The organism is Streptomyces sp. MNU76, from assembly GCF_020982545.1.
GTDB lineage: Bacteria > Actinomycetota > Actinomycetes > Streptomycetales > Streptomycetaceae > Streptomyces.
Genome location: NZ_JAJKLK010000003.1, coordinates 98,342 through 110,863, shown reverse-complemented (window position 1 = coordinate 110,863; position 12,522 = coordinate 98,342). Strand labels below are relative to the sequence as shown.

The 12,522-nt window shown below is 70.4% G+C and carries 11 protein-coding genes; 6 read left to right on the top strand and 5 right to left on the bottom strand.

The window, feature by feature from the left end; translation table 11 throughout:
* Positions 1-197 precede the first annotated feature (197 nt).
* The 5 genes from E4N62_RS06860 to E4N62_RS06840 all read left to right on the top strand — a co-directional run bounded on the left by E4N62_RS06860 (position 198) and on the right by E4N62_RS06840 (position 4,718).
* Positions 198-746 carry a DUF6082 family protein gene (locus E4N62_RS06860; RefSeq protein WP_230212834.1) on the top strand — a complete coding sequence of 183 codons (549 nt, stop codon included), beginning with the start codon at positions 198-200 and terminating at the stop codon, positions 744-746.
* A 152-nt stretch (positions 747-898) separates the two neighbouring features.
* Positions 899-1,135 carry a hypothetical protein gene (locus E4N62_RS06855; protein WP_230212831.1) on the top strand — a complete coding sequence of 79 codons (237 nt, stop codon included), beginning with the start codon at positions 899-901 and terminating at the stop codon, positions 1,133-1,135.
* Between the two features lie 138 nt (positions 1,136-1,273).
* A complete protein-coding gene (locus E4N62_RS06850; RefSeq protein ID WP_230212829.1) occupies positions 1,274-2,212 on the top strand; it encodes a sucrase ferredoxin in 939 nt (312 codons plus the stop codon).
* A 161-nt stretch (positions 2,213-2,373) separates the two neighbouring features.
* Positions 2,374-4,041: a sensor histidine kinase gene (locus tag E4N62_RS06845; protein ID WP_230212827.1), complete on the top strand. Its 1,668-nt coding sequence runs from the start codon at positions 2,374-2,376 to the stop codon at positions 4,039-4,041.
* Positions 4,038-4,718 carry a response regulator gene (locus E4N62_RS06840; RefSeq protein WP_230212825.1) on the top strand — a complete coding sequence of 227 codons (681 nt, stop codon included), beginning with the start codon at positions 4,038-4,040 and terminating at the stop codon, positions 4,716-4,718. Before E4N62_RS06845 ends, E4N62_RS06840 begins: the two co-directional genes overlap by 4 nt.
* Before the next feature lie 25 nt (positions 4,719-4,743).
* On the opposite strand, the gene E4N62_RS06835 is transcribed toward E4N62_RS06840, so the two are convergent.
* The 3 genes from E4N62_RS06835 to E4N62_RS06825 all read right to left on the bottom strand — a co-directional run bounded on the left by E4N62_RS06835 (position 4,744) and on the right by E4N62_RS06825 (position 9,192).
* Positions 4,744-6,336, bottom strand: coding sequence for a cation acetate symporter (locus E4N62_RS06835; protein ID WP_230212822.1), 1,593 nt, complete (start codon positions 6,334-6,336; stop codon positions 4,744-4,746).
* On the bottom strand, positions 6,333-6,872 hold the full coding sequence (locus tag E4N62_RS06830; protein WP_230212820.1) for a DUF485 domain-containing protein: 540 nt from the start codon (positions 6,870-6,872) through the stop codon (positions 6,333-6,335). Before E4N62_RS06830 ends, E4N62_RS06835 begins: the two co-directional genes overlap by 4 nt.
* A 196-nt stretch (positions 6,873-7,068) precedes the next feature.
* Entirely contained in the window at positions 7,069-9,192 is a 2,124-nt protein-coding gene (locus E4N62_RS06825; RefSeq protein WP_184900162.1) for a type IIA DNA topoisomerase subunit B, read from the bottom strand.
* A gap of 478 nt (positions 9,193-9,670) precedes the next feature.
* Between E4N62_RS06825 and E4N62_RS06820 the strand changes: the two genes are divergently transcribed.
* Positions 9,671-9,901 (top strand): hypothetical protein, encoded by a 231-nt coding sequence (locus tag E4N62_RS06820; RefSeq protein ID WP_184900160.1) that lies wholly within the window; start codon positions 9,671-9,673, stop codon positions 9,899-9,901.
* A gap of 138 nt (positions 9,902-10,039) precedes the next feature.
* Here the strand turns inward: E4N62_RS06820 and E4N62_RS06815 are convergent, their stop codons facing one another.
* The gene (locus E4N62_RS06815) at positions 10,040-10,855 is read right to left on the bottom strand and encodes a trypsin-like serine protease (protein WP_230212818.1); all 816 of its coding nucleotides are present in this window, start codon (positions 10,853-10,855) and stop codon (positions 10,040-10,042) included.
* Between the two features lie 160 nt (positions 10,856-11,015).
* Positions 11,016-12,458, bottom strand: a complete 1,443-nt coding sequence (locus E4N62_RS06810; RefSeq protein ID WP_308184939.1) for an NF041680 family putative transposase — start codon at positions 12,456-12,458, stop codon at positions 11,016-11,018.
* Positions 12,459-12,522: the final 64 nt, after the last annotated feature.

The window sequence follows — 12,522 nt, the reverse complement described above, 5'->3', positions numbered from 1 at the left end:
CCGTGGGGCACACGATGGGCATGGCGCCGGGTCGCGCGACCCACGCATCCTTCCGTGCGCCTCCTCTCCGCCTCCCGGTGGACGAGCACCTCTCGGCGACACTGGGAGACGGCAAGCGCCGCCCACCGCTCGCCGGTCCCCAACCTGTCGACCCACACCCGACGACCGGCGGACGGCCGCCTGAATCGGGGATTGACATGACCACACAGAATCATGGGGCGCAGGGACTCGGCCCCGCCGCGGCCGCGGGTCTCGCCTTCGCGGCGGGAGCGCTGAGCGCGTTCGTCGTGGAGCGGCGCATCGGCACCCTGCTTCGGCGCTTGGAACGGCTGGAACGCGAGACGGACCAGCGCGCGGCACTGATCGCCTACCAGCGGCACAACTTCGACCTGGTCATGAAGGCTGCCGCGGATCCGACCTTGTTACCCGTCCTGAACGCCTACGAGGAGGAGTTGTCCACGGACCGGCAACGGCAGTACCTCTTCGCCAATCTCCTGTACACCCACGTCCTCCAGGGCTACCGGGTGGGCGTCTTCAGCCGGGCCGAGCTGTACGGGCACCTCCGCGGCATCTTCCAGAGCACGCTGATGCGCGACTACTGGGCCGCCACGCGCCACCACCGGTCGAGCCTGAAGGAGGACTCGGAGGAGTCGGAGATCGGCAGGATGGTCGACACGCTGATCAACGACCTGGAGGAAGCGAGCACGGACGAGTGGTGGGTCGTGGGCGAACCTCCCGCCGAGTAAGGCACTTCACCTCGCACGGCGCTCGCGTCACACAGCGCGACCCCCACCCCCGACTTCACTCCATCGCACCTTCGATGCATGCGCAACAACCGGGTTCTTGGGGCAGAGTTAACCCCGCTCGTATCACTACCAACGACCCAAGGATCGACCCGTTGAAAATCGTGCGCCGCATCGGTGCGTCGCCCCGCGAGAGGGGCAGTGCCGCGGGGCAGACGTGCCCAGACATCTTCGAACTGCAGGACGGTAACTTCGCAGTAATCGGGACAGATCGGACAGAGAAACTCGACCCCGAGCTCCCTGCCGACGCCTCGCGCGCTGACCACGAGAGGATCGTGGTCATCAGCCGCGAGACTCTCATCCGGGCAAAGTCGGACATCCCCGACGCCTGATCCTGAACGGGGGCTCGCCTGCACTACAGCGCGGGCCCCTCGGGCCGCCGCCCCTCGCGAACCCTTGCGGACGCCATGCATTCCCCCTTCGGCCCAGCCGGAGTTCGGCCGCGAGCAAGTCAGGTTAGGCTCACCTCTGTGAGTACGTGCACATCCGCGTCCCGACACCTCGACGAGCCTCTCGCGGGGACCGCCGCCACGGCGAGGACATGGCTGCTGCTGGAACAGCCTGGTCCCTGGGGCGCCAAGGCGCTCACCTCCAGCCATCTCGACCCCGTGCTCGGCCGCGCCCTCGAAGCCGCGGCGGAGGGCACCGGCGTACGCGTGGCGCTCATCCGGCGCCCCGGCCGCCACGCGGACTGCCGCGAGGTCCGTGAGCGCCAGGTGTTCGTGGCCCACACCGCACCCGGAAACATCTGGCTGCACAGCGCCACGACGTCCGCCCCCGAGCGGCTGCTCGACCTCGATCTCGCCGCACTCGGCCGGGGGGACCACCACACCGTCGGGACGGTTCTGCGCGGCCGGCCCCACACGGGCGACCCTCTCGCACTCGTCTGCACCAACGGCAAGCGCGACCGCTGCTGCGCGGTCCTCGGCCGACCGCTCGCCGCCGAACTGGCCGCCTCCGGGGTCGAGGGCACCTGGGAAGTCACTCATCTGGGTGGTCACCGCTTCTCCCCGACCCTGCTCGTACTGCCTTTCGGATACGTGTACGGCCGCGCCGAGGCCCATCACGTCAAGGAGGTCCTCCAAGGCGTGCGGGAAGGCCGCGTCGTCACCGAGGGGTGCCGCGGCAGTTCCGCCTGGGGACGCCCCGGGCAGGCCGCCGAACTCGCGGTGCGCACGGAGGTCGGCGAGGAGACCGCCGGCGCGCTGACCGTCGTGCGCACGGACGGCGCGGCTCCCCGCTGGGACGTCGTCGTCGCCCACACCGACGGCCGCCGCTGGACCGTGACCGTCGCCCGGGGCACCGCCGAGCCGCCCCGCCAGGAGAGCTGCGGTTCCGCGCTGGGCTCCCCGGCGCGCATGGACGTGCTGACCGTGAGCGAGCTGACACCGGCGGGCGCCCTCTGCTAGCCGACCGGCGCACGGCCAGCCCGCGGCACGGTCCATCCGCAGAACCCGGCCCCTCCCCGGCGAACCGTTCCAGGTCACGTCGTCGCGCAAACACCGGGCGGATGAGATCCGCGCCACACCCCACTACGTCCGGCGCACCCCGTCCACGTACCGTCATGGGTATGAGCCCCCCTCCACCCGCGCGTCGTCTGCGTCTCGGTATGCCGCGGCGGGTGTTCTCGCAGGTCCTGCTGATGCAGGTGGCGATCGCCGCCGGTGTCGCCGTCCTCGCGACCGGGCTGTTCCTCGCACCGCTCAGCGACCAGCTGGACGACCAGGCGATGCGCCGGGCCCTCGCCATAGCCCAGACCACGGCGGCCCAACCGCAGATCGCGGAGGACCTGCTCTCGACGAAACCGTCCGTGAACGGTCCCGTGCAGGTCGAGGCGGAGCGGATCCGGAAGGCGAGCGGGGCCGAGTACGTGGTCGTGATGGACCGGGACGGGGTGCGCTGGTCCCACCCCGACCCCGCGGAGATCGGCGGGCTCGTCTCCACCGACCCGCGCCGGGCCCTGGCAGGGAACGAGGTCATGGAGATCGACTCGGGGACCCTCGGGCGCTCGGCCCGGGGCAAGGTGCCGCTGCGCGACACCGACGGGACGATCGTCGGCGCCGTCTCGGTGGGGATCGAGTACGACAGTGTGCGCGCCCGGCTGATCCACGCGATCCCCGGGCTCCTGGCGTACGCCGGCGGGGCCATGGCGGTCGGGGCGCTGGCCGCGTATCTGATCTCCCGGCGAGTTCACCGCCAGACCCGTGACCTGGCCTTCTCCGACATCGCGGGGCTGCTGGCGGAGCGCGAGGCGATGCTGCACGGCATCCGGGAGGGCGTGGTCGCGCTGGACCGCGCCGGACGCGTGCGCCTCCTCAACGACGAGGCTCGACGGCTGCTCGGGATCGGTGACGAGGCGGTCGGCAGGTCGCTCGACGACGCGCTCGGGCCCGGCCGTACGACCGACGTGCTGGCGGGCCGGGTCACGGGCACCGATCTGCTGACCGTGCGGGGCCACCGCGTGCTGGTCGCCAACCGCATGCCCACGGACGACGGGGGCGCCGTCGCCACCCTGCGCGACCGCACCGAGTTGGAGCAGCTGGGCCGTGAACTCGACTCCACGCGCGGCCTGACGGACGCCCTGCGTGCCCAGGACCACGAACACGCCAACCGGATGCACACGCTCCTCGGCCTGCTCGAACTGGAGATGTACGACGAGGCGGTGGAGTTCGTCGGCGAGGTGGTCGGCGACCACCGTGCGACCGCCGAGCAGGTCACCGAGAAGATTCACGATCCGCTGCTGGCAGCGGTGCTGGTCGGCAAGGCGACCGTCGCGGCCGAGCGCGGGGTGGCCCTGTCGATCGCGGGCGGCACGATGCTTCCGGACCGGCTGATCGACCCCCGAGGGCTGGTCACCGTCGTCGGCAACCTCGTCGACAACGCCCTGGACGCCGTCGCGGGCACACCGCACGCACGCGTGGAGGTCGATCTGCGCGCCGAGGGCCGCACGGCGATCCTCCGGATACGGGACACGGGCCCCGGGGTCCCGCCCGACAAACGGGAGTTGATCTTCGCGGACGGCTGGTCCACCAAGACGCGGCCGACCCATCGCGAACGCGGCATCGGGCTCTCCCTGGTCCGCCGGCTCGCCGAACGGCAGGGGGGCAGCGCCCGGGTCGGCGAGGCGGAGGGCGGCGGCGCCGAGTTCACCGTCGTCCTGCCGGACGCACTCGCCGAGCCGGGCCCGCAGCAGGAAACCGAAGCCGCCGTCACTGTCGCCGACAAGGAGTCGCGATGATCGAGGTCCTGATCGTGGACGACGACGCCAGGGTCGCCCGCGTCAACGCCGCCTACGTGGAGAAGGTCGCCGGTTTCCACGTCGCCGGTGTGGCCCACAGCGCGGCGGAGGCGTTGCACCTGCTGGAGACGTCGCCGCACGTGGATCTGGTCCTCCTGGACCACTATCTGCCGGACGGCACGGGCCTCGTGGTCGTGCAGGAGATGCGCCGTCGGGGCCACGAGACCGACGTGATCATGGTGACGGCGGCCCGTGACGTCTCGACCGTCCAGGCCGCGATGCGCCAGGGCGCGCTGCAGTACCTGGTGAAACCGTTCGCGTTCGCCGGGCTGCGGGCGAAGCTGGAGGCCTACGCGGAGCTGCGGCGCACCCTGGACGGCGGCGGGGAGGCCGAACAGGCCGAGGTCGACCGGATCTTCGGCGCACTCTCGGCAAGCGGCGAACCGGACCTGCCCAAGGGGCACTCCCCCACCACCACCGAGCTCGTGCGCCGTGCCCTGATGAGCGCCGAGGGCGCGCTGTCCGCCCAGGAGATCGCCGAGCGGACGGGCTTGAGCCGCCAGACCGCCCAGCGCTATCTGAAGCTCCTGGAACGCACCGGCCGGGCCCGGCTGACCCTCAAGTACGGTGACGCCGGCCGCCCGGAACACCGCTACGAGTGGGCGACGCGCGCCTGAGGAACGGGCGTGGTCTCCGGAGCGCTCACACCGCCCCCGCGCCCGTGAGCGACCGCACCTCCGTCTCCGCGTGCTTCGCCGCGTCGGGCGGCTCGGCGGAGGTGACCGTGCCGAGCCAGCCGGCGAGGAAGCCCAGCGGGATGGAGACGATCCCGGGGTTCTGCAGGGGGAAGTACTGGAAGTCGAGACCGGGGAACAACGAGTCGGCGCCTCCGGAAGCCACCGGCGACAGCAGCACGAGGACCACGGAGGGGATCAGTCCGCCGTAGACGGACCACACCGCCCCCCGTGTGGTGAACCTCCGCCAGAACAGCGAGTACAGCAGGACGGGCAGGTTGGCGGAGGCGGCGACCGCGAAGGCCAGGCCGACGAGGAAGGCCACGTTCAGATCCTTGGCCAGCAGCCCCAGCCCGATCGCGACCACGCCGATACCGACGGCGGCCGTCCGTGCCACCGCGACCTCACTGCGCGGCTTCGAACGCCTGCGCCGCAACGAGGCGTACAGGTCATGGGCGACGGACGCCGACGACGCAAGGGTGATCCCGGCGACGACCGCGAGGATCGTGGCGAAGGCGATGGCCGCGACGATCGCGAACAGAACCGTTCCACCGGTGGAGTCGGCACCGCCGCCCAGGTCCAGGGCCAGCAGCGGAACCGCGGTGTTCCCGGCGGCGTTGGAGCCCCGCACGGCCTCCGGGCCGACGATGGCGGCCGCGCCGAAGCCCAGCACGATCGTCATCAGATAGAAGCCGCCGATGAGACCGATCGACCAGACGACCGAGCGGCGTGCGGCTCGCGCCGTGGGCACCGTGTAGAAGCGGGACAGGATGTGCGGCAGCCCGGCGGTGCCCAGCACCAGGGCGAGCCCGAGGCTGATGAAGTCGAACCGCGCGGTCCAGTCCCCGCCGTACCGCAGCCCGGGTGCGAGGAACGCGTCGCCGTGTCCGCTGCGCTCGGCCGCCGTCCGCAGCAACTGGTCGAAGTCGCCGTGGAACCGCACCAGTACGAGCACGGTCAGGGCGATCGCCCCGCCCATCAGCAGGACCGCTTTCACGATCTGAATCCAGGTGGTGGCCCGCATTCCGCCCAACGACACGTAGACGACCATGAGCGCGCCGACCCCGATGACCGTCCAGGTCTGCGCCGCCTCACCCTCTCCCCCCAGCAGCAGCGCGACAAGGGTGCCCGCGCCCACCATCTGCGCCACCAGGTACAGAACGGACACGGCAACCGAGGAGGTCCCCGCGGCGATCCGCACCGGCCGCTCGTTCATCCGCGCCGCGACGACGTCGGCGAGTGTGAACCGCCCGCAGTTGCGCACCAGTTCGGCCACCAGGAACAGCACCACGAGCCAGGCCACCAGGAAGCCCACGGAGTAGAGCAGCCCGTCGTACCCGAAGAGCGCGATGAGCCCGGAGATGCCGAGGAAGGAAGCGGCGGACATGTAGTCGCCCGCGATGGCAAAACCATTCTCCATGGGCGAGAAGAGCCGCCCGCCGGCGTAGAACTCCTCGGCGGAGCCATGCCGATGGCGGCTCACCCACGTGGTGATGCCCAACGTGACCGCCACGAACGCGCTGAACAGCACCAGTGCCAGCGTCTGATGATCAGCGGTCACCGCGCACCCCCTCGGACACCGCGCGTCAACTCCTGGGTGTCCCAGCGCAGATCGAGCGCCGCCCGGTCCCGGCGCAGCCTCGCGTGGCGCGCGTAGGCCCAGGTGAACAGGAACGTGGTGAGGAACTGCCCGAGCCCCGCCAGCATCGCCACGTTCACCGCTCCCGCCACCGGGCGTGCCATCAGCTCCGGGGCGGTGGTCGCCGCCACGACGTAGGCCACGTACCAGGTGAAGAAGACGGCGACACCCGGGATCACGAACCTGCGGTAGCGACTGCGCACCTCCTGGAAGGCCGCGCTCCGCTGGACCTCCAGATAGACGTCCGCCGTGCCCTCGCCGCGGCTCTCCCGCGCGTCGGCCGTGACCGCGGCCGGTCCGCCTGCGCCGTCCAACTCCCCCCAGCCGGAGGCCAGCGCGTCGTACCAGGGATCGTCGAACCGCACGTCCGCGCTGGCGAGGCCGTGCCCCTCGTGCTGCTCAACCGGGCTCTCAGAACCACCCCCGCTTCGACGGGGACGGCCGGTGCTTGACTGCATGCCCAAGCATGGACAGAACGGAAGGACCCCTGACGTACCTCTTCCCGATTGTTCACCCCATCAGGTGAAACCCCGGTGGGCCTCCCGCACTTGCGACGCAGGAGGCCCACCGGGTTCACGTACGGGCCGAGGGAGCGCGCCCCCGACGCGCCCGCCGGGCCGGGACAGGTGCCCCGGGTCCGGCGCGGCGCGGCGGCTACGCGTCGATGCGCGACCGGTCCAGCGTCGCCGCGGAGCTGGAGATGAACTCCTTGCGCGGTGCGACGTCGTTGCCCATCAGCAGGTCGAAGACCTGCTCCGCCGCCTCCAGGTCCGACAGGTTGATCCGCCGCAGCGTGCGGTGGCGCGGGTCCATCGTGGTCTCCGCCAGCTGGTCCGCGTCCATCTCGCCGAGACCCTTGTAGCGCTGGATGGAGTCCTTGTACCGGACGCCCTTGCTCTGGAACTCCAGCAGCTTGTCGCGCAGCTCACGGTCCGAGTACGTGTAGACGTACTTGTCCTGGCCCTTCTTCGGCTGGACCAGCTCGATCCGGTGCAGCGGGGGCACCGCCGCGAAGACGCGTCCCGCCTCGACCATCGGCCGCATGTACCGCTGGAAGAGCGTCAACAGCAGACACCGGATGTGCGACCCGTCCACATCGGCGTCGGTCATCATGATGATCTTGCCGTAGCGGGCGGCGTCGATGTCGAAGGTCCGCCCCGAGCCCGCCCCTATGACCTGGATGATCGCGCCGCACTCGGCGTTCTTGAGCATGTCGGTCACGGACGACTTCTGGACGTTGAGGATCTTGCCCCGGATCGGCAGCAGCGCCTGGAACTCGGAGTTCCGGGCGAGCTTGGCCGTACCGAGCGCCGAGTCACCCTCGACGATGAACAGCTCGCTGCGCTCCACGTCGTCGCTGCGGCAGTCGGCCAGCTTGGCCGGTAGCGAGGACGATTCCAGCGCGGTCTTCCGACGCTGCGCGTCCTTGTGCTGACGTGCGGCGATGCGCGTCCGAGCGGCGGCGACGGCCTTCTCCATGACGACCCGCGCCTGGGCGGCGGCGTCCCGCTTGGCGGAGGTCAGGAACGCCTTGAGCTCCTTGGCGACCACCTGCGTCACGATGCGCCGGGCCGCCGAGGTGCCCAGGACCTCCTTGGTCTGGCCCTCGAACTGCGGCTCGGCGAGCCGCACGGTGACGACGGCGGTCAGGCCTTCGAGGGCGTCGTCCTTGACGATGTCGTCCTCGGCCACGCGCAGCATCTTCTTGGCGCGCAGCACCTCGTTCATCGTGGCGGCCACGGCCTGCTCGAAGCCCGCGACGTGGGTGCCGCCCTTGGGGGTGGCGATGATGTTCACGAACGACTTGAGGGTCGTGTCGTAGCCGGTGCCCCAGCGCATGGCGACATCGACGCCGAGTTCGCGGGTGACCTGCGTGGGCGTCATCTGACCGTGCTCGTCCAGGACGGGCACGGTCTCCCTGAAGGTGCCCTGCCCGGAGAAGCGGAGGACGTCGCAGACCGGCTTGTCGGAGGCCAGGTACTCGCAGAACTCGCTGATGCCGCCGTCGAAGCGGAACGACTCCTCGCCCTTGCTCCCGCCCTCGCCGAGGCCGAACTCGTCCCGGACGACGATCGTCAGACCGGGCACGAGAAAGGCGGTCTGGCGGGCGCGCTGGTGCAGGTTCTCCAGTGAGAGCTTGGCGTCCTTGAGGAAGATCTGGCGGTCGGCCCAGTAGCGCACGCGCGTGCCGGTGCGCGTCTTCGGGATCCGCTTGCCCTTGCGCAGACCTCCGGTCGCCTCGAACTTGGCGTCCGGTCCGTTGCCCGCGAAGGCGCCGGGGACGCCGCGCCGGAAGCTGATGGCGTGGGTGCCGCCGTTGCGGTCGACCTCGACGTCCAGGCGGGCGGAGAGCGCGTTCACCACGGAGGCGCCCACGCCGTGCAGACCACCCGAGGCCGCGTACGAGCCGCCGCCGAACTTGCCGCCGGCGTGCAGCTTGGTCATGACGACCTCGACACCGGACAGGCCGGTCTTGGGCTCGACGTCGACCGGGATGCCACGGCCGTTGTCCCGCACCTCCACGGAGGCGTCGTCGTGGAGGATCACCTCGATGTGGTCGCAGTAGCCTCCGAGGGCCTCGTCCACGGAGTTGTCGATGATTTCCCACAGGCAGTGCATCAGGCCTCGACTGTCGGTCGAGCCGATGTACATGCCGGGGCGCTTCCGCACGGCCTCGAGCCCCTCGAGGACGAGCAGGTGCCGCGCGGTGTAGTTGGAACCGTCCCGGTCTGCTCCGGTCAGCAGCGCTGTGGACGGCACGGACGTATCGGCGGTCACGCGGTTCGCTCCTCGCTGAATTTCAGGTGAGGCCCTTTTGGGTAAGGGGCCGGGCTCTGTTGCCGCTCCGAGGGTACCGAGGCCTGGTAGAGCCGTTGTAACGCAACCCTCGTCCGAAACTCAGAGTAGTCCAGAGTCGCATACGCGTTCGATCCCTCGATGGGGTGAAGTACATATCACGTTCCCTTCCAGGCATGAACCATTTAGGCTCCGGGCACGTCCTCATGAACAACCGGCAACCCAGCCGGGAGGACCGTACAACCGAAAGAACAACCGCCAGAACCACCGAAGAACGACTGACAGACAGCGCGAACCCGTACGACACGAAGACACGCACTACGGCCCATTCGCCGCCAACCGGCAGCAGACAGCCGGCCCGGAAAGATTTTTTCGAGTTAAAGCCGCGAGCGGGAACGTTTTCGGCCTGGTTGGATGTTGACCCTGGTACGACAGCTCGTCGAGCTAGAGAAGAGGCGACGTGACTACTGTTCTGACCCCCGCGACCCCGCTGACGGCCGCTGACCGATGCGACCGCTGCGGCGCCCAGGCCTATCTGCGCGTCGTCCTGCTGAGCGGTGGAGAGCTGCTGTTCTGCGCCCACCACGGCCGCAAGTTCGAGCCGGAGCTCAAGAAGATCGCCGCGGAGATACAGGACGAGACGGAGCGGCTCACGGCCGTTCCCGCGACCGCAGAAGAGGACGAGCGCTGACGCTTCGCACCTGACGACGAGCCGCCACCGGCTTGAGGCCGGTGACCGGGCGGCCACTCCCGTACCCACGGGGTGGCCGCCCGCTCTCGTCCCGCCCTCGCGGGGGCGCGTGACCGCGTACGGCGCCTCAGCGCCGTCTCAGCGGCTTACCGCCAGCACCCGGGCCACGTACGAGCCCCTGGTGTAGACGCCGGGATTCCCGGCGAGCCCACAGCCGCTGCCCCACGACACGAGGCCGATCAGCTTCCCCCGGGCGACCAGCGGCCCTCCGCTGTCCCCCTGGCAGGCGTCCCGGCCGCCGTTCTGCTCCCCGGCACACACCATGGAGTCGGACTGGTACCGGCCCTCGGCGCTGCCGGGATAGGCCCGCTCGCAGACGGCGTCGGCCAGTACCTGCACCGAGGCGGCCCGCAGACCCTGTGTGTAGTCCCCGGCGCCCGTGGTGTCCCCCCAGCCGTAGACCGCCGCCGGCGTGCCCGGCGCGTACGCCGCGTCCCCCGCGCCCGCCAGTGCGATGACGGAGCTCTCGGGCAGCGGCGCGGCGAGGGTGACCACCGCGAAGTCCCCCGCGTTCGTATAGGGGTCGTACTCGGGATTGACCCAGGCGCCGCTCACCGGGATCTCCGCGCCCTCGGCTGACTGCAGCTCGGCGCGACCGGAGATGACCCGCAGGTCGGGGACGCGTTCCGGCGGTCCCCCCAGGACGCCCTCGCTGAGGCAGTGCGCGGCCGTCAGCACCGTCGTGGGGCCGACCAGGACACCGCCGCAGAACTGTCCGGCCCGCGTACCTCCGAACCGGTCACGGCTGGAGAGCGCCACCGTCCAGGGCGCCTGGGAGATCTCGACCGGATGACCGCCGATGACGACCTCGGCCGTCGCCGGTGGCGGTGACACCAGCGGTATGACGGCCGTGGTGGCCGCGACGGCCAGCAGTCGGGCGAACGATCGACGCATGCGCGCTCCTCACTCCGGGTCTTTGGGTGGCACACCCAGAGTGATCCACAGGACCGGCTTTCGCATGCCGCACACACGCCGAAGGCCCGGCCCCTTCGAGGGAACCGGGCCTTCGGACCGACCGCGCGAGCCGGTGGCGCGCGCCTAGCTTGTTCTTTATCTACCAAGATCTTCCGGGCTTGCCGATGGCCTTGAGGGTCTCGGGGCGTTTGACGGTCTTGCCGACGTCGTAGCGGGGTGCCCGGTGTCTGTTCTTGGCGCCGGGTGGGCGTCCGGGGCCGGCGCCTTGGGGTTTGGGAACGCGGGCCGGGCAGGCGAGGTGAGCGCGGATGTTCCTGAACCCCCGGCGGACCCGGGCCGGGCTGAGCCGGTCCGGGGTGGTGGGTTTCTCCCAGGGCCGGCGGAGGTCCGTAGCGAGCGGTCGGGCGAGCCGGAGCTGGGTGTGAGCGACGATCAGGATCCAGGTCCAGCGGTCCGCCGCCTCGGGAGTACGGAGCTTCGGGGTGGTCCAGCCGAGGGTCTGTTTTGCGAAGCGGAAGGTGTGCTCCAGATCGAATCGACGGAGAAATGCCTGCCAGAAACGGTCCACATCGTCCGGGGTGGCGCCGGTCTTCGAGGACCATAACCACACCGGCGGCGCGTCTCGTTCCTTTGACAGGTGCTCGACCTTCAGTCGAATCAACGTGCCCTCAACCAGGGGTAGTTCACCGTCGTGGTCGAGCCAGGACGAGCGGTGGGTGAGCCTTGGGTGGACTCGGTCCCATGCCTGAGTCTCGGCCTTGCCGTAGTTGCTGGTGTCGGTGACGGTGGTGATCGCGGGCTCGGGCCAGGTCTCCGGCCTGGTGAAGCGGAACTCCGGGCCGTGCTTGGGCGGCCGGCCATTCGTCCCCGGCCGGCGGGACGGCTTCGGCAACCGCATGACGCGGTCGGACCGGACCCTGCCGACCAGCTCGACGGGCAGGTCACGCAGGACCCACGCCAGGCGGGTGACGTCATAGCCGGCGTCGCTGACGATCACGATATGCGGGTCCCCGGTCTGCCACTGGCCAGCGGTGACGAGCCGCTCCACGACGCCCCGCAGCTGGGCGGCGGTGATGGCGGTCGCGTCGTCCGCCGGGCCGAGCCGGACCGCGTCCAGGATCGCGGTCCAGGACGTGGCGCCCGGCTCCAGCACGGCCACGAAGGAATAGGGCCAGCCCGGAATGAACTGTGACGCCGTCTTCGCGCGGCCGTATACGTGGCAGAACAGCCGCTCGGCCGAGCACGGCGCGTCCGAGCGAAGCCACGGCGACACGTCGACCGCCAGGACCAGGCGCCCGCCGTCGAAACGCGGCAGCGACAGCCCGGCCAGCACGGTCCGCAGCCGGCCGACATCGATCCGTCCGTGGTTCAGTCCGCCGTACATCGCGCCGTGCCCACGACGATGCTCGGGCAGCAGCGTCAGATCCACCGGGGACTTCACCGCCCCCTCCGCACACAGCACCGCGTCGGTGAGTTCGAACAACTCGTCGCGCCGAGCCGTCAGACACTCGTAGAACTCGCCCCGGAAGCGTGACGCTTCCGCGAACGCTTCACTCCGGACAGCATCACGCAGCAGACTCACCCTCACGGCCTTCGTCGTGGTCACGTGCACCTTGGTCGGAGCACAGGATCAGACGAAGGCCGCC

What these genes read in the sequence shown, in the direction of transcription:
- E4N62_RS06845 (WP_230212827.1), top strand. Translation starts at nt 2,374, where the DNA reads ATGAGCCCCCCTCCACCCGCGCGTCGTCTGCGTCTCGGTATGCCGCGG.
- E4N62_RS06860 (WP_230212834.1), top strand. Translation starts at nt 198, where the DNA reads ATGACCACACAGAATCATGGGGCGCAGGGACTCGGCCCCGCCGCGGCC.
- E4N62_RS06815 (WP_230212818.1), bottom strand. Translation starts at nt 10,855, where the DNA reads ATGCGTCGATCGTTCGCCCGACTGCTGGCCGTCGCGGCCACCACGGCC.
- E4N62_RS06830 (WP_230212820.1), bottom strand. Translation starts at nt 6,872, where the DNA reads ATGCAGTCAAGCACCGGCCGTCCCCGTCGAAGCGGGGGTGGTTCTGAG.
- E4N62_RS06840 (WP_230212825.1), top strand. Translation starts at nt 4,038, where the DNA reads ATGATCGAGGTCCTGATCGTGGACGACGACGCCAGGGTCGCCCGCGTC.